General features: G+C 38.4%; 25 protein-coding genes and 1 riboswitch. Of the genes, 3 read left to right on the top strand and 22 right to left on the bottom strand.

Annotation, left to right across the window (positions count from 1 at the left end; translation table 11 throughout):
- Positions 1–41: 41 nt before the first annotated feature.
- From OXPF_RS08940 to OXPF_RS23370, 3 genes are all read right to left on the bottom strand, one after another.
- Positions 42–263, bottom strand: a complete 222-nt coding sequence (locus OXPF_RS08940) for a DUF2922 domain-containing protein (protein WP_054874854.1) — start codon at positions 261–263, stop codon at positions 42–44.
- 37 nt (positions 264–300) lie between these two features.
- Complete coding sequence (locus tag OXPF_RS08935) at positions 301–528, bottom strand: DUF1659 domain-containing protein (protein WP_054874853.1); 228 nt, start codon at positions 526–528, stop codon at positions 301–303.
- A 61-nt stretch (positions 529–589) separates the two neighbouring features.
- Positions 590–715, bottom strand: a complete 126-nt coding sequence (locus tag OXPF_RS23370) for a hypothetical protein (RefSeq protein WP_278308371.1) — start codon at positions 713–715, stop codon at positions 590–592.
- A 177-nt stretch (positions 716–892) separates the two neighbouring features.
- Here OXPF_RS23370 and nagA point away from each other — a divergent pair, with 177 nt between their 5' ends.
- Entirely contained in the window at positions 893–2,026 is a 1,134-nt protein-coding gene (gene nagA, locus OXPF_RS08930) for an N-acetylglucosamine-6-phosphate deacetylase (protein WP_054874852.1), read from the top strand.
- A 193-nt stretch (positions 2,027–2,219) separates the two neighbouring features.
- On the top strand, positions 2,220–4,142 hold the full coding sequence (locus tag OXPF_RS23365) for a [Fe-Fe] hydrogenase large subunit C-terminal domain-containing protein (protein ID WP_054874851.1): 1,923 nt from the start codon (positions 2,220–2,222) through the stop codon (positions 4,140–4,142).
- Positions 4,143–4,228: 86 nt separating this feature from the next.
- Here OXPF_RS23365 and OXPF_RS08920 read toward each other — a convergent pair whose 3' ends face one another.
- Together OXPF_RS08920 and OXPF_RS08915 are read right to left on the bottom strand one after the other, a co-directional pair.
- On the bottom strand, positions 4,229–4,711 hold the full coding sequence (locus tag OXPF_RS08920) for a PilZ domain-containing protein (RefSeq protein ID WP_054874850.1): 483 nt from the start codon (positions 4,709–4,711) through the stop codon (positions 4,229–4,231).
- A 231-nt stretch (positions 4,712–4,942) separates the two neighbouring features.
- The gene (locus tag OXPF_RS08915) at positions 4,943–5,596 is read right to left on the bottom strand and encodes a Crp/Fnr family transcriptional regulator (RefSeq protein WP_054874849.1); all 654 of its coding nucleotides are present in this window, start codon (positions 5,594–5,596) and stop codon (positions 4,943–4,945) included.
- Positions 5,597–5,708: 112 nt separating this feature from the next.
- Here OXPF_RS08915 and OXPF_RS08910 point away from each other — a divergent pair, with 112 nt between their 5' ends.
- Complete coding sequence (locus OXPF_RS08910; RefSeq protein ID WP_054874848.1) at positions 5,709–6,035, top strand: cupin domain-containing protein; 327 nt, start codon at positions 5,709–5,711, stop codon at positions 6,033–6,035.
- A 227-nt stretch (positions 6,036–6,262) separates the two neighbouring features.
- Here the strand turns inward: OXPF_RS08910 and OXPF_RS08905 are convergent, their stop codons facing one another.
- The 17 genes from OXPF_RS08905 to OXPF_RS08830 all read right to left on the bottom strand — a co-directional run bounded on the left by OXPF_RS08905 (position 6,263) and on the right by OXPF_RS08830 (position 20,083).
- Positions 6,263–6,634, bottom strand: coding sequence for a DUF5661 family protein (locus OXPF_RS08905; RefSeq protein ID WP_242854366.1), 372 nt, complete (start codon positions 6,632–6,634; stop codon positions 6,263–6,265).
- A gap of 113 nt (positions 6,635–6,747) precedes the next feature.
- Positions 6,748–7,941: a methionine adenosyltransferase gene (gene metK / locus OXPF_RS08900; protein ID WP_054874847.1), complete on the bottom strand. Its 1,194-nt coding sequence runs from the start codon at positions 7,939–7,941 to the stop codon at positions 6,748–6,750.
- Positions 7,942–8,095: 154 nt separating this feature from the next.
- Positions 8,096–8,196: riboswitch (SAM riboswitch) on the bottom strand.
- 102 nt (positions 8,197–8,298) lie between these two features.
- Complete coding sequence (locus OXPF_RS08895) at positions 8,299–9,090, bottom strand: flagellar hook-basal body complex protein (protein ID WP_054874846.1); 792 nt, start codon at positions 9,088–9,090, stop codon at positions 8,299–8,301.
- Positions 9,091–9,104: 14 nt separating this feature from the next.
- On the bottom strand, positions 9,105–9,281 hold the full coding sequence (locus tag OXPF_RS22435) for a hypothetical protein (protein ID WP_160317183.1): 177 nt from the start codon (positions 9,279–9,281) through the stop codon (positions 9,105–9,107).
- Positions 9,281–9,751: a hypothetical protein gene (locus tag OXPF_RS08890; protein WP_054874845.1), complete on the bottom strand. Its 471-nt coding sequence runs from the start codon at positions 9,749–9,751 to the stop codon at positions 9,281–9,283. The genes OXPF_RS22435 and OXPF_RS08890 overlap by 1 nt, the downstream gene beginning before the upstream one ends.
- A 32-nt stretch (positions 9,752–9,783) precedes the next feature.
- The gene (locus OXPF_RS08885) at positions 9,784–10,500 is read right to left on the bottom strand and encodes a FliA/WhiG family RNA polymerase sigma factor (protein ID WP_054874967.1); all 717 of its coding nucleotides are present in this window, start codon (positions 10,498–10,500) and stop codon (positions 9,784–9,786) included.
- A 43-nt stretch (positions 10,501–10,543) separates the two neighbouring features.
- On the bottom strand, positions 10,544–11,425 hold the full coding sequence (locus OXPF_RS08880) for a MinD/ParA family protein (RefSeq protein ID WP_054874844.1): 882 nt from the start codon (positions 11,423–11,425) through the stop codon (positions 10,544–10,546).
- Entirely contained in the window at positions 11,425–12,513 is a 1,089-nt protein-coding gene (gene flhF / locus OXPF_RS08875) for a flagellar biosynthesis GTPase FlhF (RefSeq protein WP_054874843.1), read from the bottom strand. The genes OXPF_RS08880 and flhF overlap by 1 nt, the downstream gene beginning before the upstream one ends.
- Positions 12,503–14,590 carry a flagellar biosynthesis protein FlhA gene (gene flhA, locus OXPF_RS08870; RefSeq protein WP_054874842.1) on the bottom strand — a complete coding sequence of 696 codons (2,088 nt, stop codon included), beginning with the start codon at positions 14,588–14,590 and terminating at the stop codon, positions 12,503–12,505. The genes flhF and flhA overlap by 11 nt, the downstream gene beginning before the upstream one ends.
- A gap of 2 nt (positions 14,591–14,592) precedes the next feature.
- Complete coding sequence (gene flhB, locus OXPF_RS08865) at positions 14,593–16,428, bottom strand: flagellar biosynthesis protein FlhB (RefSeq protein WP_054874841.1); 1,836 nt, start codon at positions 16,426–16,428, stop codon at positions 14,593–14,595.
- 5 nt (positions 16,429–16,433) lie between these two features.
- The gene (gene fliQ / locus OXPF_RS08860) at positions 16,434–16,703 is read right to left on the bottom strand and encodes a flagellar biosynthesis protein FliQ (protein ID WP_054874840.1); all 270 of its coding nucleotides are present in this window, start codon (positions 16,701–16,703) and stop codon (positions 16,434–16,436) included.
- A 12-nt stretch (positions 16,704–16,715) separates the two neighbouring features.
- Positions 16,716–17,477, bottom strand: a complete 762-nt coding sequence (gene fliP, locus OXPF_RS08855) for a flagellar type III secretion system pore protein FliP (protein WP_054874839.1) — start codon at positions 17,475–17,477, stop codon at positions 16,716–16,718.
- On the bottom strand, positions 17,474–17,815 hold the full coding sequence (locus OXPF_RS08850) for a flagellar biosynthetic protein FliO (protein WP_054874838.1): 342 nt from the start codon (positions 17,813–17,815) through the stop codon (positions 17,474–17,476). Before OXPF_RS08850 ends, fliP begins: the two co-directional genes overlap by 4 nt.
- 12 nt (positions 17,816–17,827) lie before the next feature.
- Complete coding sequence (locus OXPF_RS08845; protein ID WP_054874837.1) at positions 17,828–18,253, bottom strand: flagellar basal body-associated FliL family protein; 426 nt, start codon at positions 18,251–18,253, stop codon at positions 17,828–17,830.
- A gap of 63 nt (positions 18,254–18,316) precedes the next feature.
- Complete coding sequence (locus OXPF_RS08840) at positions 18,317–19,060, bottom strand: OmpA family protein (protein ID WP_054874836.1); 744 nt, start codon at positions 19,058–19,060, stop codon at positions 18,317–18,319.
- The gene (locus OXPF_RS08835) at positions 19,053–19,880 is read right to left on the bottom strand and encodes a motility protein A (protein ID WP_054874835.1); all 828 of its coding nucleotides are present in this window, start codon (positions 19,878–19,880) and stop codon (positions 19,053–19,055) included. The genes OXPF_RS08840 and OXPF_RS08835 overlap by 8 nt, the downstream gene beginning before the upstream one ends.
- Positions 19,880–20,083 (bottom strand): flagellar FlbD family protein, encoded by a 204-nt coding sequence (locus OXPF_RS08830; RefSeq protein WP_054874834.1) that lies wholly within the window; start codon positions 20,081–20,083, stop codon positions 19,880–19,882. Before OXPF_RS08830 ends, OXPF_RS08835 begins: the two co-directional genes overlap by 1 nt.
- Positions 20,084–20,093: the final 10 nt, after the last annotated feature.

The following is a 20,093-nucleotide window of genomic DNA, read 5'->3' as shown; positions in this document are numbered from 1 at the left end:
CCTTTCTTGCATATAAGGGATGGCTTGAGCCATCCCTATGACTATTTGACTGCGAATTCCTCAACTGTCCTTGTTATTCTCTCGGCTCCGGCAATGCTCATGAGATTGCCTCCGCTGGATTCAAAGATATTTCTGGCTATTATAGTTTCCATGCCTGTCCTTACTTCGGCGTCGGTTACATCCTCCCGTGCGTTTTCAATGGTCAGCCTGACATTGTTTCCCGACTGATTCATGAATATAAAAACTATGGTTTTTTCTGTCATTCTCTCACCTCCTTTTTATAATTTATAATGTTCAGGCTTAAGCTTCGTTTATCAGCTCAAAACTGTCTGTCTTAAGAACTCCAACCAACGGGGTAGTCTGATATGAGCCGAGAACTTGTGCCACGTCATATACATCTTGTTCGGCTGCATCTATTTTAACTTTTCTGTAAGACTGGAGAGCCGTTATGTCGTTCCCTTCATGGTCGGTTCCTGTCTTTACCTTAAGCTGAAGCATGCTGGATATCTTGTTTGATGTTATAGCCATTTAATTCACCTCCTTTTTAAAGATTGAGCTTTGGACTCTGAATCAGGTCTTCCCTTTCATATCAATTTCTGGCGTTTTTGCCTGCTGTTTTAAGTATTAATGGCTTTACCCTTAAAATCAGCTCTTCCATTGCCTTATCATCCCTTGTCCTGCACCTTTTTACTATTTCCTGTAGGCTTTTATACATTTACAAACCCTCCTGTTGATCATCCGGATAATGAAATACTGATGACTGTCACCTACTAAATATAATCCAAGAATTTTGAGAAATCGAAGTCCGAGAGAAATTGAGTCTGATTTATATAGGCATAGTCCCTATCAAAATATTATAATGAGAGTAATGATATAAAGAAGGTGTTTTATTATGCTGGCGGTAGTCAATGGAAAAATAATATACGAAGAAAGTATAATCGAAGATAAGGCTCTTATTGTTGATAAGAGTAAAATATTAAGCATAAACGAAACAGTACCTAAGGGCATTGAAGTTATTGATGCTGAGGGAAATTATATCTCTCCCGGCTTTATAGATATGCACATCCATGGTATAGGAGGCTATGATACCATGGACTCATCCTATGAGGCCCTAAACTCCATGTCAGAAATACTGACATCATTCGGCGTCACTTCCTTTATGCCCACCGTCCTTCCCATGGATAGGGAAACTATAAAAAAGGCGATAAAAGCTGTAAGTCTTTCAATGATTCAGGGTACTGAAGGGGCAAATATAATAGGAGTGCATCTGGAGGGGCCCTTTATTAATAAAAAAATGAAGGGAGCATTGGATGAGAGCTTCTTACATGAACCCGATATGGATCTTTTCTTAAATATAGCAGGAGATGGTCTTCCCATTATAAAAAGAGTAACCCTTGCTCCTGAACTCAACGGGGCAATTGATTTGATAAAATTTCTTAACGGCCATGGAATAACAGTTTCTATCGGTCACAGTGATGCAAGCTTTGATGAGACCATAAATGCAATACAAAAAGGAGCCAATCACTCCACCCATCTATATAACGCTATGAGGCCATACAATCATAGAGAACCAGGTATTATAGGCGCCATAATGGACAGCGGAATAACAACCGAACTCATAGCTGATGGAGTACACGTCCACTTCGCTGCCTTAAGAACTGCCTTAAAGATAAAGGGATATAAAAATTGTGCCTTGGTAAGTGATTCAACAATGGCTTGCTGCATGGAAGACGGCACATATTTTTTAGGAGGCCAGGAAATTATGGTAAAAGAAAGTGTTTCCAGGTTAAAAGACGATACCCTTGCAGGAAGCACACTTACCCTTGATAAGGCTGTCAGAAACATAGTGAAAAATACCCATCTTGATATAACAAAGGCGGTATATATGGCTTCAGGCCTGCCGGCTAAAATATGCAGGCTGAGCGATAAAAAGGGATTTTTAAAGGAAGGCTATGATGCGGATTTGATTATTTTTGATGATGACATAAATATAAAAACTACTCTAATCGGCGGCGTTAAAAAATAAATTCCCCGGCTTAAAAGGGCTGCAAAACTTTTGTCCATCCAAGACATCCATTTGTGTCCAATCCGTATATAATAATATTTTACACATTTAATACAATATGTAGAAAAAATAACAATTTTGTATTATTATAATATATAGCGTTATTGATACGGGACAGAAATAGTATATATTATTTTGAAAGGATGGATTCAAAATGAGCAGTAATAGTAACATTATCTTTTTAAAAGAAGATAAATGTGTGGGCTGTAATAAATGTATACGTAACTGCCCTGTGTTAGGTGCAAATACTGCATATGAAGACAACGGGCACAATAAAGTAAAAGTAAACGAAGATAAATGTATACGCTGCGGTAAATGCATTGAGGTATGCGACCACGGTGCCAGAGACTTTAATGACAGTACAGAAAAATTCTTTAAAGACCTTGCTGCAGGTAAAAAAATTTCAATAATAGCGGCGCCTGCCATCAGAACAAACTTCAGTAATTATAAAAACCTCTTTGGTTATTTGAAATCCCTTGGTGTAAACGTAATATATGATGTATCTTTCGGCGCTGATTTATGCACCTGGGCTTATTTGAAAGCTATAAAAGAAAATAAGCTGACCACAGTTATTGCACAGCCATGTCCTGTGATTGTCAATTTTATAGAAAAATATCAGCCTGAATTGGTTGATTACCTTGCTCCTATCCACAGCCCTATGATGTGTACCGCAATTTATCTAAAAAAGCATGTCAAAATACAGGATGAGATAGCCTTCTTATCACCCTGTATAGGAAAACTTGATGAAATCTCCGATATAAATACAAATGGAATGATAAACTACAATGTTACATATAAAAAACTGACTGATTATCTGACTTCGAAAAAAATCAATCTGAACAATTATAAGGAACATGATTTTGAAGATATAGGATGCGGTCTTGGATTTTTGTTCAGCCGTCCGGGAGGTTTGAGAGAAAATGTAGAATCCAAGGTTAAAAATGCCTGGGTACGCCAAATAGAAGGAGAACACAGCACTTATAGCTATCTTAAGGATTATTATTTGCGGATAAAAGACAAAAAAGCAGTACCTTTGCTTGTAGATATATTAAACTGCTCTCATGGCTGCAATCTGGGAACCGGTACAAACAAAAATATCTCGGTCGACGATGTTGATAATAGATTCAATTCCTTAAAGCAGGCTAAAATAAAAGAAAAAAGCAAGAAACTTATCAGGAAGAAAATAGACTGGCTGTATGAGATGTTTGACAAAACTCTCAATATTAAGGATTATTATCGAAAATATCATAAGACCATAACTATGGCAGACATTAAAAAACCTACTTCTAAAGAACTCGATGATGTATTTATTAAATTACATAAACAAACGGATGAATCCAAAAAGGTTAATTGCTCTGCCTGCGGATACCATACCTGCGAGGAAATGGCACAGGCCATTTATAATGGTTTAAATATACTATCCAATTGTATCGATTATAACAGGCGGGAAATAGAGATTGAAGAAGGCAGATTAAAGGCTATGGGCAAACAGATAAATGCTCTGGATGAGTTAAACAGGGTTAATGCTGAAAGAATAGAAAAAGCAGAATATCTGAAACGTCGGGTGGGTGAAATTACCCGGGCAATCAACGAAGTTGCAATGGCAAATGAGATAAACACTGCAGAAATAGGGAATATATCATCTGAAGTATCAAATGTGTTGAATACTACGAATCACCTTAAAGTCAACGTTAACGAAATGAAAAATAAATTGGACAGGTTTATTCATGCTTCATCTCAGATTGTCGACATATCGAATCAGACAAATATATTATCCTTAAACGCAACAATCGAAGCCGCCCGGGCTGGTGACAAAGGAAAAGGGTTTGCTGTTGTAGCAGAGGAAGTCAGGAAGCTGGCTGAACGTTCAAAAGAAGTGGCAGGCTCCACAAGAAGTGATGAAACAGAAATGCAAAAATTTATGGAACAGATATTGTCTATATCAATTAATGTTGAGGACAAGATGAACAATGTCAGCAATTCAATTGAAAACATAGTATCGACCATAGAAGAGGTCACTGCAAAAGGCCAGGAAGTGGCATCTACTGCCGAAAGCCTTGTTGAAGGAAGTGTTTAACCTATTTTACAACTTGTCGAATAATATTTATTAAGCTATATAGAAAAACGTGGATAGCTAGTTTTTAACTGATTTATCCGCGTTTTTTATTTCTTTGAATGCTTGTTTATGGCAGGCTCTTTATTGGTATATCTATGATTTATAAGGCATTCAGCTCTATCATTCAAACAAAATTCCGAGTTTCCCAAAGAAATATTTCTTCTTATACTTATCGAAAGCTTGTTTAATACATTGACCAAAACAGCCCGCTCGTCCTCATCTATACTGAACTTAATGCCATATTCCCTTATTCCGTTTGCTTCTTCTATTTTCCTCACTACATATCCCCGAAGTACGATTATTTCATTAAGCATGGCAATAGTAAATTCCAATATTACATTCGAATTTGCCGGTAAATTTATATTAGAGAAGAATTTCAGTCCGCCGGCGCTCATATCTCCTATACAGACATTGCTGCTGCCTGAACTGATGACATTATTGCCTATTTTGAATACTGACATTTTAGCACATAAAGATTTAGGAAATGTGACACGAAAGTATTCACGGCGGTTATTATTTTCATCAAACATCAGTATCCTCCTCTTCTCTTAAAATGTAATTTGCTTTACTATAAATATTTTTAAATGCATAATTTTAAATAAAATTTGTATTATATTAAATATTTTATTCAAAATACTTGCCTACAATATTATTATAATAAATTAGAAGTAGGAATTCAATACCATCGTGCACAAAGTCCTTTTTAAGATATACAATACTAAAACTGCCCATACCAGACATTTTAATCCTTCATATGCTTGTTACTTAACAATATCTATCCGTTTAAGCGTTATGGTTTTTGCGCTATACTCCAGTAAACCCTCTTTTCTCATTTTATTTAATTCTCTGCTCAGAGATGTTCGTTGAATACCAAATCTTTCGGCTAAATCCCTTTTTGATATAGTTAATTTAAGAACATTACTTTTTTGAATAGAATATTCGTATTTCAAAAAGTCTACTATTTTTTGCCTAACTGTCTTTAAAGAAATAGCATCTATTTTGTCTGTCAGGAGCAGTATCCTGTCGGAAATCACTGTCATCAAACCGGTCATAAAGTGAGCATTCGTTTGACTCAGCTCCAGGACCAGCTCTTTATATATATGGAGCAATACTGTTTGAGACTCGGAAATGACAGTCATGGGATAAAAATTTCTGTTTGAGAACAGGAGATTGGCTCCTAAAATGCTTCCGGCTGAAAATACATTTATTTTTAATATATTTCCTTCTTCATTTATTTTTTGGACAGCTACTCTGCCCTTCAGCACAATATCCATTGTACGGCATATTTCATTTTGGAGATGAATGACCTGACCTTTATTATATTGCGTTATCCTGTAATTGTCCGAATGAAATAACCGAATCAACTCGGCTTGCGAAAAGCAGTTAAAAAGGTCAAAGCCCGATAAGGCATACATATAAGTATTTATTATAATTTCAACTCACCTCGATATTAGTTACCATGGTAACTTTTTTATTTTTGAGTTTCAAGTATATTATAAGAAATATGAAAAAGAAAGGAGTCCAATCATGTTAGAAAATATATACAGGTTTTCAAGAGACGATACAAAACTCATAGAAAAAATAATAGACGATGACCCGGTACTGATCAACCATATGATTTTGCCGGAAGGCGAGGGCCTTCCCGAGCACTATTCAAATTCAAATGTATATATGATCATTATCAGGGGGGAAATGACTTTAAAGTTAAACGATCAGGAACAGCATTTATATACCTGCGGCCAGATAATCAATATCCCTTATCAAACGAAGATGAATGTAAACAATTTTGGCGGTGGCGTATTGGAGTTTTTTGTGGTAAAATCTCCTAACCCCAAACACTACAAGAAAGACTGACCTTTGGAAAAATACTTACAGCTTGATCTGCAGATAAACATAGCTGCTTGCACCATCACTTCGCATTTATTAAATAAAGGAATCAAATGTTATCTATTTCATTGTTGACTACTCTTGCTGATTATTATACCCCATTTCTTACCTAAAATATAGCAAAACCGTGTAAAATCAACATTTTACACGGTTTGCCTCTAATTATCTCCGGGACTTTTGACCCAGCTGAACACCTATTTTCCGCTTATTCCCCAATATTGTTTTGCCTCGTCTTCCATCTTTTTAAGCCTGCTATAATAATCTGAGAATTCATTTAAGTGAGCAAGTGCTATTTTAGCAGTCATAACCGGATCATCATTTGTAACATTAGTTGCAGGATCCCTTCGGCCGTGTTCAAGCTCTACATCAAGTCCCATTCTGAACTGTTCAACGTCGAATTTACTGAAGTTAATATCCAGCATCCTTGCCAATTCAACAGCTTCTTCAGTTGTAAAGCTTTTCTTGACTTCATCTGAATTAAATCGGGGCACTGGATATGGCATCTTACAGCAGTTATATTTACGCGTCATTTCGTTGACATAGACCGGACAAATATATGGGGACATGAAAACCTCCATTAATATAATCATCAATATCATTCTATGATTTATGCCATGGTTTGCCATAGAATATGAAAGTGGACTGCTTTATATTTTTTAAAGCAGTCCACTAAAATAAATTATTTTAATTTTGCAAGCTCAGCCTTTATTTCTTCAACCTTGTTCAATTTTTCCCATGGAAGGTCAATATCGGTTCTTCCGAAGTGGCCGTAGGCCGCAGTTTGTTTGTATATAGGCCTTCTTAAATCAAGGTCCCTTATAATTGCCGCCGGCCTTAAATCAAATACCTTGTTTATTATATTTACAATAGTATCATCTGCAACGACACCTGTGCCCGAGGTATCAACTTCTATTGAAACAGGCCTTGCCACACCGATGGCATAAGCAATTTCTATTTCAAGTTTTGTTGCAACTCCTGCTGCCACCAGATTTTTAGCAACCCATCTTGCCGCATATGCTGCGGAACGGTCTACCTTCGTGGGGTCTTTTCCCGAGAATGCACCGCCGCCGTGTCTTGCATATCCGCCGTAAGTGTCAACGATAATCTTTCTTCCTGTAAGTCCTGAATCGCCCTGAGGCCCTCCTACAACAAACCTTCCTGTTGGATTGATGAAATACCTTGTATTTGCATCCAGATATTTTTCAGGAATTATTTCTTTTATTACATGCTCAATCATATCTTTTTCTATCTGCTCATGACTGACTTCCGGTCCGTGCTGTGTGGATATAACAACTGTATCCACTCTTACCGGGGTATTATCCGCATATTCCACGGTAACCTGAGTCTTTCCGTCCGGCCTTAAATAATTCAAAGTACCGTTTTTTCTGACTTCAGTAAGCCTTCTTGAAAGCTTGTGGGCAAGAGATATGGGAAGGGGCATTAATTCAGGTGTTTCGGCGCAGGCAAATCCAAACATCATGCCCTGATCTCCCGCACCTATGGCTTCTATTTTATCGAATTCCTCTCCATGCTTTGCTTCAAGAGCTTTGTCAACTCCGAGGGCGATATCGGCTGACTGTTCATCAATGGAAGTCAATACCGCACAGGTATCGCAGTCAAATCCGTATTTAGCCCTGGTATAGCCTATTTCCTCGATTGTGCGCCTTACTACTTTTGGTATATCCACATAGCAGTTTGTTGATATCTCTCCCATAACCAAAACTAAGCCTGTGGTTACTGCTGTTTCGCAGGCAACCCTTGCGTTAGGGTCTTTAGAAAAAATTTCGTCTAAAACTGCATCTGATATCTGATCGCATATTTTATCCGGATGTCCTTCTGTAACTGACTCTGAAGTAAAAAGTCTTTTAGTCATTTTATAACTCCTCCTTTTGATAACAGGGGCTTCTTTAATATGTAAATTATTCTTTTATCATTAGTTTGTTCAATATAAGAATTCCCTGAAAAAAATTTTTTTTTACACATTTACACAAAAAATAATACCTCTTCAGACGAAGAGGTTTTCCCTACCCTCATCTCGCGGCAATTATCCGCAGGAATTGGCACCTTGGCATAAAATGCTGGTTGCCGGGTTTCATCGGGCCTATCCCTCCACCTCTCTTGATAAGAGTGTATAAAACACATATATTTATTTACCAATTATATAATATATCATACTCACATTTAGTTGTCAATAATTATGAAATAAATCGAAAAATATAATTTTTTGCTGTTATTTCAAGGCTCCTACTTCATTTACAGATTTGTTCAAGGTCTCGTCTATTGATGCAATTACCCTCTGGTTTGCCTGAAAGCTTCTGATATTCACTATCATATTGGTCATTTCGCTGGTTAAATCCACATTGGACTGCTCTAAAATTCCCTGGCGGATATCAATATTCTGCGCTTCGGCTATCACAGGCTCATCTCCAGTAATGATTAGATTATTGCCTGCTTTTGCTATATTGTTATAATCCACAAAATCAACAGTAATTATTCGGTATCTGTCCACATTATCCACAGTTATAATACCGCTATCATTGACAGTAACCTGTCCACTGCCAACAACAGCAGGACCTGTCTCTCCTGTTTCCAAATCTTCCGCCATTAAAAATTCACCGTCAAGGTTTACAATTCTTCCCTCTGCATCCAATATAAAGCTTCCGTCCCTTGTATACCTTGCAGTCTCATTTATGTCATCATAGCTTCTTACTTCAAAAAAGCCCTGGCCAACAATCGCCAAATCAAGAGGATTTCCTGTCTCCATGAAATTTCCCTGACTGAAATCCGTGTATACTTCACCTTTGTGAACACCAAGAGATAGCGGACCTATATCTTTTCTCTCTAAAATACCGTTTCCTGTATCCTGTACGGTTTGCAGCATCACTTGGGAGAAAGATTCTGAAACCACCTTGTCCTGCTTGTATCCTATAGTAGTTGAATTTGCCATATTGTTTGCTGATGCGTCCTGCTTTGCCTGAATATTCTTCATACCGGCTGCCGCGGTATATATTCCTCTTAACATGCAATCACCTCCATTTACTTATTATACAGAGCCTTTATTTCATCCTGAAAAACCATACCCTTTTCCCGGGCAAGCCTTATCAGTTCATCATCCGATATTTTAGGTTTAGGTGCAGCCATCATTATCAAGGATGCCAAAACAAACCCTATCCCCATTCCTAATATAACCTTTTTATCCGAAAAAAGTGCCACTATTTTTTCATACCAAGCCTTAATAATACCTCCCCCTTCAGTATACCCAGCCTGTCTGCAATTTCTTCCACGCTCAAGCCTTCATCCTTCAAAAGGGCTGCCTGCTTGTTTACGTCCTTTAAATCATCCTTGTTTAATTTTAGCTGGGTGTTTTCTTTATGATCAATTGTATATGTTTCCTCAATTGCTTTAACTTCTTCTTTTACTTCCCTGCTTTCCTTTAGCCTTCCTATTTCACTCCAGAGTAAGTCCAATTTATCCTCCAAAGTGTCCAATTTATACATGATATCGCTTTCCTCCAAGAATTCCTTGAACTTTTCCTCATAACCCAATACCTGAAAGACAAACTCCGGCTTTGGTATCTCCTGCTCCTCAGCAGCCTTTTCAACAACAGGCTCACTTCTTTTCTGGGAACCCCTTACTCCTATTATAATTAATATAATTCCAACAGCAAAAACTATATACTGCATATATCCTCCAAACATATGACATAGGCGAATAGCTACTGATATTTAAGCTTTTTAAGGTTGTCCCTTAATCTTAATATAACCCTGCTGTGCAGCTGGGAAACCCTTGATTCGGATATACTCATTATCTGCCCTATTTCTTTCAGTGTTAATTTTTCATAATAGTAAAGACTTAAAACAAGTTTATCCTTTTCATTGAGCATTTCAATGGATTTCTTTAAAAGCTGCATTTTTTCTTTGTCTTCCAGTATCATTTCGGGGCGGGGGCTTTTAACATCCTCTATTGTGGCAGATAAAAATATATCATCATCGTCGGAATGGAATATTATCTCATCTAAAGAAACCACAGAAAGGTAATTCACATATCCCTCAATCTTTTGCAAATCCTCAATAGGTAAGTCAAGAGCTTCGGAGAGCTCGCTGTTTTTAGGATCTCTGCCCAGTTTTTCCTTTAGTTCTTCCCTTACCTCATTAAGCCTTGTGACCTTTCCCATGGCGCTTCTGGGCATCCAGCTTATCTTTCTCAATTCATCGATTATTGCACCCTTGATTCTTAAACTGGCATAGGTTTCAAATTTTACTCCCCTTTTGGGGTCGAACTTGTCTATTGCATCAATAAGGCCTATGACACCATAATTAATAAGGTCATCAGAATCCACAGGCGACATTTTTCCAATAGCTATCCTGCTTGCAATAAATTTTACCAGCGGAAGATATCTTAATATTGTATCTTCTCTGCTTTCACAATCCATAGCATATAAACCCAATTTGAAACCCTCCTCTCGAAATAATTTATCAGTCCAGTTTGCTGAAAAGATAGGAAATTTTATTAATAAAACCTTTTATACCGCCGCCTGTACTCTTTGTCTCAACCTCGTTTCCTAAAAGGGATGCAGCAATTGTGTTCAGGCATTTGCTGGCATCACAGGATGGATAGGCCACCTTGAAAGGTATCTGGTCCATGACGGCCGCCCTTACCTTTAAATCATCTATAACATAACCTAAGTAATTAACATCCTTATTAAGAAAATTCTTAACTGCCCTTGACAGTCTTTGATAGGTTACTTCCCCCTGCTTGGGAGTCATAGCCCTGTTTACCACCAGATTAATCCTGGTCTTGGGAAGGTGGCTTAAAGTTACCTTCATCAGACTGTATGCGTCGGTAATTGCCGTAGGTTCCGGAGTTGTAACGACTATAACCTCATCGGATACGGCAATAAAGCCCAATATATTTTTTGATATTCCGGCGCCTGTATCCACTATCAAAATATCCGTATCCTTAAGATCGCTGAATTTATCCGATAGTATCTTTCTCTGAGATTCTGTCAATTCAGCCAAGCTCTCTATTCCTGAGCCTCCCGGAACAACCTTTATACCTCCCGGACCGTTTATCAATATATCATTTATACCTTTATTGCTGAAAATCACGTCGTAAAGATTGGATTTTGCTATAACGCCTATTATTACATCAACGTTGGCAAGGCCTAGATCCGCATCCAAAACTACTACATCATTACCCTGCTCCTTTAATGCTATGGCAAGGTTCACCGAAAAATTGGTTTTTCCCACTCCGCCTTTACCGCTGGCCACGGTAATAACCCTGATATCCCGCTTGTTTTTCTTTTTCCTTTTTCGATACTCCGCAACATGCCTTCTGAGGTTTTGAGCCTGGTCCATTACATCGCCCCCTCACCTAAAATAAGATCAAGGAGCTTTTCTTTTGTAGCTTCTTCAATATCGTCAGGCACGTTTTGCCCTATTGCTATATAAGATACAGGAGCCTTTGTATTGCTTATTACATTCAAAATGGAACCATAGGTTGTTGTTTCATCGAATTTAGTGAGAATTATATTGTCGTAATTCATGGCGCTGAAACCATCAAGTATTTTCAAAAGATCATTGTATTTAGTGGTCATGCTGACCACTAATGTTATGCTGTCAGGCTTTAATTTATCAAGATACATCCTAAGCTCAGACAGCTGCATCAAGTTCTTGACGCTTCTTCCTGTGGTATCGATGTAAATATAATCACAGCCAGAGAGATTTTTAATGGACTTTTCTACATCCCTTGTATGGTTTATTACCTCAAAAGGCAGCCCTAATATATCCGCATAAATTCTAAGCTGCTCAACAGCCCCTATTCTATAAGTATCAATTGTTATAAGTCCAACCTTTTTGCCCGAACTTAAAGCCTTCAGAGCAGCAAGCTTGGCAATGGTTGTGGTTTTTCCCACGCCTGTAGGACCGACAAAGGCCATGAGCCTTCCTTCGCCTAATTTTTCAACATTTATTCTATCCTCGATTTCCTCAATGACGGCTTTATCGGGAAGCCTTGATGAACCCTTGTATTTATCTTTTTCCTTTGCTTTATTTACTAAATCTTCTATAACTTCTTCGCTGACATCCCGTTCGGATAAAATCCTTTTGATTCCATGATTTTTGCGGTTCTTTTTATTGCTTTTAGATTCTTCCTTATTTTCCACCAGCTGCTGAAGCATTACTTTAACTTCGCTTATTTCCTGCTCAATTTCAGCTTTTGAGAGTTCTTCTGCAAAAGGCCTAGTCTCCTCCTCGGGTATTTCATCTTCCTTGGAAGATTCATCAATGGCTGCCGTTACCTCAAGTTTTTTTGGCAGAAACAAACCCATTACACCTTTTTGCCTTATGCTTCTTTTGCTTACAATGACTGCTTCGGGGCCTAATTCATATCGAATCAAATTTAATGCTTCATTCATGGTGTCGGCTACATATTTTTTAATTATCATCCAGGCTCACCACCCCTACCGAATTAATGCCAATGCTTCCGGGGATTTCATTCATTGACAGCACAGGTATTTCTGGGAACACCATTTCGGTCATGCGCCTTAATGCCGGCCTTATCCTGGGAGAACACAAAAGTATTGGAGTATTGTTATAAAACATGTTTGAATCAACTATATTCTTAATGCTTTTAAATATATTTTCAGTGTCCGCCGGGTTCAATGAAGGAAATGACCCCTGAAAAGATTTATGAATATTATCATTTATAAGCTGCTCAAGCTTTGGATGCATTGTAATTACATTTATTGAATTGGTTTCATCAACAAAAGGCCTGCATATAACCCTGCCCAGTGAAAACCTTACATACTCCGTTAAAACCTCTGTATCCTTCGTGCTTCTTGCATTGTCTGCCAGGCTTTCTAAAATGGTTATTATATCTCTTATAGGCACTCTTTCCTTCAAAAGATTTTGAAGAACTTTTTGAACCTCGCCTATAGACATCAAGTCCGGTATAAGCTCGTCCACAACAGCATTATAGCTTTCCCTTACCGTATCTATCAGAAGCTTTACTTCCTGGCGTCCTAAAAGTTCGTGACTGTGATGCTTTATTACCTCTGTCAAATGGGTAATAAGAACGGTAACAGGGTCAACCACAGTCAAGCCTTTCATTTCTGCCCTGTCCTTCTTATCCTTTGTTATCCATACCGCCGGAAGTCCGAAGGTAGGCTCATTTGTTTTTATACCTTCTATATCAATTGAAGCCCCTGCCGGATCCATAGCTAAAAGATAGTTGTGCAGCGCTTCTCCTCCTGCCACTTCAATGCCTTTAATCTTAAATTTATATTCATTAGTGGATAACTGCAGGTTGTCCCTTATCCTAATAGGCTGTACTACAACTCCAAGCTCTGTCGCACACTGGCGCCTTACAGCTGCGATTCTGTCCAGCAAATCGCCGCCGGAGCTTGTATCAGTCAGTGGTATAAGGCCGTAGCCTATTTCAATTTCCAAAGTATCCACCTGGAATAAATTCATGATATTCTCAGGTTCTTTTTGTATAGGCAATATTTCAGCCATTTCTGCCTCAGCCTTTTGGGATATTTTAATTTTCTTCTCTTCCTTATACAGTGTATATGCAAAGAAGCCTGTACAAGCTGCCAATATTAAAAAAGGTATGTTAGGGAGTGAGGGCACAAGCCCCAGTCCTAAAAGTATTACCGAGGCAATACCTATAACCTTAGGAAAAGCCGTAAGCTGAGAGGATACTTCCTTGCCGAAGCTGTTATTATTAAGATTCCTGGTAACCAATATACCTGCGGCTGTTGAAATCAACAGAGCCGGTATCTGGCTTACAAGGCCGTCTCCTATGGTTAGAAGGCAGAATTTCTCCAAAGCTTCCATAGCAGTTAAGTTCATATTCAGCATGCCTACAATTATCCCGCCTAATATATTTACAATAGTGATTATTATTCCAGCTATAGCATCTCCTTTAACGAATTTGCTGGCGCCATCCATGGAACCGTAAAAATCTGCTTCCTGCTGAAGATTTCTTCTTCTTTCCTGGGCTTCCTTTTCATTTATTATACCGGCATTAAGGTCGGCATCTATGCTCATCTGCTTTCCGGGCATGGCGTCCAATGTAAACCTTGCTGCAACCTCTGCCACCCTGCCGGAACCGTTTGTAATTACCACAAACTGGATTATGAATATGATGATGAATATAATTACACCGACTACATAATCCCCTCTTACAACGAAGTTTCCGAAGGCATCGATTACTTCTCCTGCATTTCCTTCAGTAAGTATAAGCCTGGTTGAGGATATGTTAAGCCCCAATCTGAAAAGAGTGGTTATAAGAAGGAGGGTAGGAAATACCGAAAACTGAAGTATATCTGTTGTAAACATTGTTAAAAGAAGTATAATAAGGGATATAGTAAGATTAAATACCAAGAGCAGGCTAAGAACCGTAGGGCTCATGGGTATTATGAATAATACCAATATTCCTATTACACCAAGGGCGACTAATGTATCTGTACTTAAAAATATATTTTTAATTGAACCTATGCTCTTTTCCAATGCATTCATCCTCACATTTTCTTCTTTAAATTGTATACAATAGCCATTATCTCAGCTACTGCCTGGTACATCTCAACGGGAATGCTTTCGTTTATTTCTACCTTGTCATACAGCATCCTGGCCACAGGTTTGTTTTCGACAATGGGTATTTTGTTTTCTTTGGCAATTTCTCTTATTTTTATTGCCACAAAATCCGCTCCTTTAGCAATTACCATGGGAGCGCTGTCTTTACCCTGCTCGTATTTCAATGCAATGGAAAGATGGGTAGGGTTTGTTACAATGACTGTGGATTTAGGCACTTCGTGCATCATTCTTCTCATTGCCATTTCCCTTTGCTTTTGCCTTATCCTGGACCTGATTTGGGGGTCTCCTTCCATCTGCTTGTATTCTTCTTTTACTTCCTGCTTGGTCATTTTCAGTTCTTTTTTATAAGCATATCTTTGATAGAAGAAATCGATTATTGCCAACACGCATACAACTAAAGTAACTCTTATAAGTCCGGACTGAACCAGCCTTTTTGGCATTTCAAACAAAGCTTCAATGCTCATGTCCGATAGCTTTAAAATATTATAAAATTCCTCTTTTATAAAGGAATAAATAATATACCCGATTATAAGTATATTGGCGGCAGACTTAAGCATTTCGACTACTGCTTTGCCTGAAAACATCCTTTTAAATCCTTCAATGGGATTAAGCTTGCTGAGCTTTGGCTTTAACGGTTCTGTTGAATATATAAATCCCGTTTGGACCAGATTTGCTATTATACCTATTAACATAACGGCACCAAAAACAGGTAGGGTTATCTTCATAAATTCCATTGCGGAGTAAATCAAAGTATCAAATACGTCTCCTTCAATCATTTCCATCTTACCGGCATTGGTGAGGCTTCTTGTAAGGAAGAGCCTTGTTTGCTGGAGACCGTAATTGCTGAGTGAAAAAGCTAAAACGGTTATGCCTATCATGGATATGGCAGCAGTAAACTCCCTGCTTTTAGCTACCTGTCCTTTTTTCCTGGCATCGGACCTTTTCTTTGATGTAGGGTCTTCGGTCTTTTCTTCCGATGCAAACATAATAAGCAGCGGAAACAGGCTGAAAAAATTGTTCAAATCGCCTGGAATACCTTCAAAAACCTTTATATACATGTGAATAAGACCCGGGATGGCTGCCGAAAAAGCAAACAATCCTAAGAGTACTTTAAGGGGCATTCCCATCATAAGTATATTAAGCTGGGGTACTGTTCTCGCAATGAGCCCCATGGCGATTTCGGTTATAAATATCACTACTATTATTGGAGCTGCCAGTTTCAGGGAAACAGCCACTAATTTTATAAAAAGCATCAATACATAAGTCCCGGCCTCAGGCGGGATATTTACTCCCAAAAGAGGCACCACATTGTAGCTTTCTATTATGGCTTCAATGATTATGTGATGACCGTCTATTATTAAAAACACTAAAAGTCCGATTAAATTTGAAAGGCTTCCTAATATTGAAACTTCAGTTGAAGTCATTGGGTCAAACTGACTTACCATTCCAAAGCCTACATGCATATCCATAAGCTGTCCCGACATCATTACAGCATTTAAAAACAACGTTGATATATAGCCCATGGATAAGCCTAAAACGCACTCACCTGCCGCCACGCTTATAAGTCCAAAGGTAGTCTCTGGAATAATGCTTGAGTCATAGGGAGCAAAGTTAAAAATCAGCAAGGCTATAAATACGCCTAAATTTGCTTTGACCATGTTTGGAATGCCTTTTATCATCATAAGGGGCGATGTTCCTAAGAAGCTTATTACTCTTATAAATATTAAAAAAAATACGACAAAGAGGTTAAAATCCATATTCATAATTATCAGCGCACCATCAAGGGTATAGCATCAAACATCCTCTGAGTAAAAGATACCAACGTTTGAAGCATCCAGGGACCTAAGATTATTATGGATATAAAAACCGCAATAATCTTGGGGACAAAGGTTAAAGTCTGCTCCTGTATCTGGGTTGTCGCCTGAAAAATGCTTATTAAAAGACCCACGCCTAAAGATATGGCGAGGATTGGCCCCGATATGGTTATAACACTTAATAATGCGTCTTTTGCAACACCTACTATAAAGCTTTCCGTCATTTTATCCTCTCCTTAAGCAAAACTTTCCAGCAAGGATTTAACTACAAGATACCAACCGTCCACCATTACGAAGAGTAAAAGCTTAAAGGGCAGTGATATTGTAACGGGTGGCAGCATGAACATACCCATGGACATAAGTATACTTGCAACTATCATATCTATTACGATAAAAGGTATATATATTAAAAATCCAATCTGGAATGCCGTTTTAAGTTCACTTATGACGAAAGCCGGAATAAGAGCTGTAAAGGGAACATCTTCCGCAGCTTCCGGCTGCTCTAATTGTGCTGCACTTATAAACAATGCCAGGTCTTTTTGCCTTGTCTGTTTGAGCATAAAATCCCGTATGGGCTTTGAGCCTATTTCAATGGCTTCCTGCTGCGTTATCGTCTCTTCCAGATAAGGCTTTATTGCCTCTTCATTAACAGTTGTATAAACAGGAGCCATTATAAACAGAGTAAGAAACAGGGCAAGTCCAATAAGCACCTGGTTTGGAGGAGTCTGCTGTGTTGATAATGCATTTCTTACAAAGGATAAAACCACGACAATTCTTGTAAATGATGTCATCAATACTATAAAGGACGGCACCAGAGCCAGGATTGTTATGATAATCATAAGCTTTATGCTGTCTACATAATCCTGGGGGTTTTCAGCTTGTCCGACTTGTATGCCGATATTGGGTATAGGGAGCCTAGCAGGCTGTGCATAAGCTATATATGTCATACAAATCAATGCAACAAAAAGTGCTGTGGTGAATATTACTTTTCTTTTCATGGTCTTTCCTTCCTGTTGATGAAAAGGTTTAAATTTTCAAGAAAATTATCCTTGAAGCTTCCTTCCCTTTTGTATTTTTCCATTGTCTCCATGGGAAGCTCCATAAGTATCTCCACTTTTTCCTCTGAAGAGCTTACAATATAAGGCTTACCGTTAATGACAGCAACACAGAGATAGCTTTTACTTGTTATAGGCACCCTCTCTATAATTTTTATAATCCGGCTTCCCCCGTTTAACATTTTCTGCCCTCCCAGCTTTAAACTGATATAGGCAAGTAAAATAACTACCGGGAGAAATATTATAAGCTTTAAAAAGCTCGCTGCCAATTGTGCGTCCATTTTTATCCCCTTTTATTGAATTATAATATCAGTAATATATATATTGTCTATTTTACCTGTGGTAAGGATTTCATTTATGCTGTTCTTAATCTCGCCTTTTATGACTTCCATGGCATCCGTGGAACTCACATCTTCAACCTTTTTACTCCTCAGTATATCGGTTATTATGCTTCTCATCTGCGGAGTCTTTTCGGCAAGCTCTTTTTCCAGCTTTTTCACAGTATAGCCGACGAATATATTGGTTTTCATATATCTCCTGTACCCCGGCTCATCCAGATTAACGGAATACTCTCCTACGTCAAATGTAATCTCCTTTGGCGGAGCACCTGAATTTGAAGTGGGTGAGATTATTCCCAATCTGAATAATATAATTGCCAGAACGGCTGCTACAATAAAAAGTACGACAAGTATAATTACCGGCAGCATCTTCTTATTCATAAACTTAACTCTCCATTCTTCAGTAATTCGTTTTGCTAATAATTGCTATAATATAAATAACTTTTACGGCATGTTCACCTGATTTAATTCCTCATCATTTTTGGACAAAATCAATATGTTAACTCTCCTGTTTTGTGCCCTTCCCTCAGGGGTATCGTTGCCGGCTATGGGGTTATACTCACCAAAGGCCTGTACCGAAAATCTTTTTGGATCCAAGCCCCTGTTTTCCGTCAGGTACCACATTACCCTCAAAGCCCTCGCGGAAGACAATTCCCAGTTTGAAGGAAACTGAGCTGTGCTTATGGGTACATTGTCTGTGTGACCTTCTATAATTATATCGTTTGGCATATTGCCGATTAATTCTGTTATTTTCATGAGCACCGGCACACCTTCATTTTTTATTTCGGCCCTACCGGTATCAAAAAGGATCCTGTCTTTAAATTCAATTATTATACCCCTAGCGCTTTCCTTAATGGTTACATATTCGCCTAAGTTGTTGTCATTAACAAATTCCGTAACGGCATTGTACATGGCATTGCCGTTTTGATTGGGCAATACATCACTTCCCGGAACTTCTTCTCCTATTACAGGAACATCCCCCGAGGTTTCGTATACCTCAAACATATCAGCACCGCTGTTGTTTAATGCAGAAGCTAAAGAACTTGATAATTTTCTAAATTTAATGGTGTCTATTATGGAGAAAGAATATAAAAGCACAAAGAAAGTCAACAAAAGTGTCATCATATCCGAGTAAGTTGTAAGCCATTCCTGACTGATTTCCTTTTTTTCTGCCTTTTTTCTAGTCATTGTCCAACACCGCTTCTCTTTCAGTATTTGATCTCAGCGCATCCAGCCTTTCATCAGGCGATAAATAGGTCTTAAGCTTATCTTCAATAACCCTGGGGTTTACTCCTGCCTGTATTGAAAGGACACCTTCCAGCATCATCTCCCTGGTTTCCGACTCCTCCGAGCTTTTTAATTCCAGCTTTCCCGCAAGAGGACTGAAAATGAAGTTTGCCATTACAGAACCATAAAAGGATGTAACTATAGCTTTAGCCATACCCGGGCCCAATGCACCTGGGTCGTTTAAATTTGCAAGCATTTGTACCAATCCTATTAATGTACCTATCATACCGTAGGCAGGGCCATATCCCGCCCAGGCTTTAAGCAAATTAATACCGTTTGAATGCCTTTTTTCCATGGCACTTATTTCAAGCTCCATGATTTCTTTTATTGTTTCAGGCTCCAGACCGTCTACCACCATCTGTATACCGTTTTTAAGGAATTTGTCGTCTATTGCCTCAATTTCATCTTCCATGGACAATAAGCCTTCCTTTCTGGCTCTTTTGGAAAGCTCAACAAACTTGTCTATTATCTCCAGTGGAGCCATCTTCTTTTCTATAAAGGCATTTCTCAAGGTTTTGGGAAGGTTTTTAACCGTATCCATAGGAAATGCTATAAGCACTGTGAAAAATGAGCCTCCCACAGTAATGAATACTGAAGGCAAGTCCCAGAACAGTGCCAGAGCAGCGGGATTAAATTTCCCGCTGTCCAAGGCCATTCCGATAATTATAGCGCACAATCCAAAAAACAATCCTATGGTGGTTGCCATATCACTTTTTTTCATTATTTTATAACCTCCGGAATACTCATCATGTATTTCCTTTTGAAGTCGATTATGCTTTTAATGATGACCTCCGGAGACTCCTTCACAACATATTTTTTATCGCTTGTTGTGCTTATTATGGTATCCGGAGTGACTTCAATTTTTTCTATTAATTCACAGTTTAAATAAAACTCCCTATTGTTTAAGCCTGTAAGTTTTATCATATACTAATCC

The organism is Oxobacter pfennigii (assembly GCF_001317355.1).
Taxonomy (GTDB): domain Bacteria; phylum Bacillota; class Clostridia; order Clostridiales; family Oxobacteraceae; genus Oxobacter; species Oxobacter pfennigii.
The sequence above is the reverse complement of the archived record's forward strand: the minus strand, read 5'-3'. Positions and strand labels throughout refer to the sequence as shown.

Bases quoted from the DNA above. Each gene is read 5' to 3' on its own strand.
- OXPF_RS08835 (WP_054874835.1), bottom strand. From the start codon at position 19,880: ATGAAAAAAAGTGATATGGCAACCACCATAGGATTGTTTTTTGGATTG.
- OXPF_RS08895 (WP_054874846.1), bottom strand. From the start codon at position 9,090: ATGTTAAGAGGAATATATACCGCGGCAGCCGGTATGAAGAATATTCAG.
- OXPF_RS08905 (WP_242854366.1), bottom strand. From the start codon at position 6,634: ATGTCCCCATATATTTGTCCGGTCTATGTCAACGAAATGACGCGTAAA.
- OXPF_RS08850 (WP_054874838.1), bottom strand. From the start codon at position 17,815: ATGGACGCACAATTGGCAGCGAGCTTTTTAAAGCTTATAATATTTCTC.
- nagA (WP_054874852.1), top strand. From the start codon at position 893: ATGCTGGCGGTAGTCAATGGAAAAATAATATACGAAGAAAGTATAATC.
- flhB (WP_054874841.1), bottom strand. From the start codon at position 16,428: ATGAATATGGATTTTAACCTCTTTGTCGTATTTTTTTTAATATTTATA.
- OXPF_RS08935 (WP_054874853.1), bottom strand. From the start codon at position 528: ATGGCTATAACATCAAACAAGATATCCAGCATGCTTCAGCTTAAGGTA.
- OXPF_RS23370 (WP_278308371.1), bottom strand. From the start codon at position 715: ATGTATAAAAGCCTACAGGAAATAGTAAAAAGGTGCAGGACAAGGGAT.
- fliQ (WP_054874840.1), bottom strand. From the start codon at position 16,703: ATGACGGAAAGCTTTATAGTAGGTGTTGCAAAAGACGCATTATTAAGT.
- OXPF_RS08845 (WP_054874837.1), bottom strand. From the start codon at position 18,253: ATGAATAAGAAGATGCTGCCGGTAATTATACTTGTCGTACTTTTTATT.
- fliP (WP_054874839.1), bottom strand. From the start codon at position 17,477: ATGAAAAGAAAAGTAATATTCACCACAGCACTTTTTGTTGCATTGATT.
- OXPF_RS08940 (WP_054874854.1), bottom strand. From the start codon at position 263: ATGACAGAAAAAACCATAGTTTTTATATTCATGAATCAGTCGGGAAAC.
- metK (WP_054874847.1), bottom strand. From the start codon at position 7,941: ATGACTAAAAGACTTTTTACTTCAGAGTCAGTTACAGAAGGACATCCG.
- OXPF_RS08920 (WP_054874850.1), bottom strand. From the start codon at position 4,711: ATGTTTGATGAAAATAATAACCGCCGTGAATACTTTCGTGTCACATTT.
- OXPF_RS08915 (WP_054874849.1), bottom strand. From the start codon at position 5,596: ATGTATGCCTTATCGGGCTTTGACCTTTTTAACTGCTTTTCGCAAGCC.
- OXPF_RS08840 (WP_054874836.1), bottom strand. From the start codon at position 19,060: ATGACTAGAAAAAAGGCAGAAAAAAAGGAAATCAGTCAGGAATGGCTT.
- OXPF_RS08880 (WP_054874844.1), bottom strand. From the start codon at position 11,425: ATGGACCAGGCTCAAAACCTCAGAAGGCATGTTGCGGAGTATCGAAAA.
- OXPF_RS08885 (WP_054874967.1), bottom strand. From the start codon at position 10,500: ATGGATTGTGAAAGCAGAGAAGATACAATATTAAGATATCTTCCGCTG.
- OXPF_RS08910 (WP_054874848.1), top strand. From the start codon at position 5,709: ATGTTAGAAAATATATACAGGTTTTCAAGAGACGATACAAAACTCATA.
- flhF (WP_054874843.1), bottom strand. From the start codon at position 12,513: ATGATAATTAAAAAATATGTAGCCGACACCATGAATGAAGCATTAAAT.
- flhA (WP_054874842.1), bottom strand. From the start codon at position 14,590: ATGAATGCATTGGAAAAGAGCATAGGTTCAATTAAAAATATATTTTTA.
- OXPF_RS08890 (WP_054874845.1), bottom strand. From the start codon at position 9,751: ATGCAGTATATAGTTTTTGCTGTTGGAATTATATTAATTATAATAGGA.
- OXPF_RS08830 (WP_054874834.1), bottom strand. From the start codon at position 20,083: ATGATAAAACTTACAGGCTTAAACAATAGGGAGTTTTATTTAAACTGT.
- OXPF_RS23365 (WP_054874851.1), top strand. From the start codon at position 2,220: ATGAGCAGTAATAGTAACATTATCTTTTTAAAAGAAGATAAATGTGTG.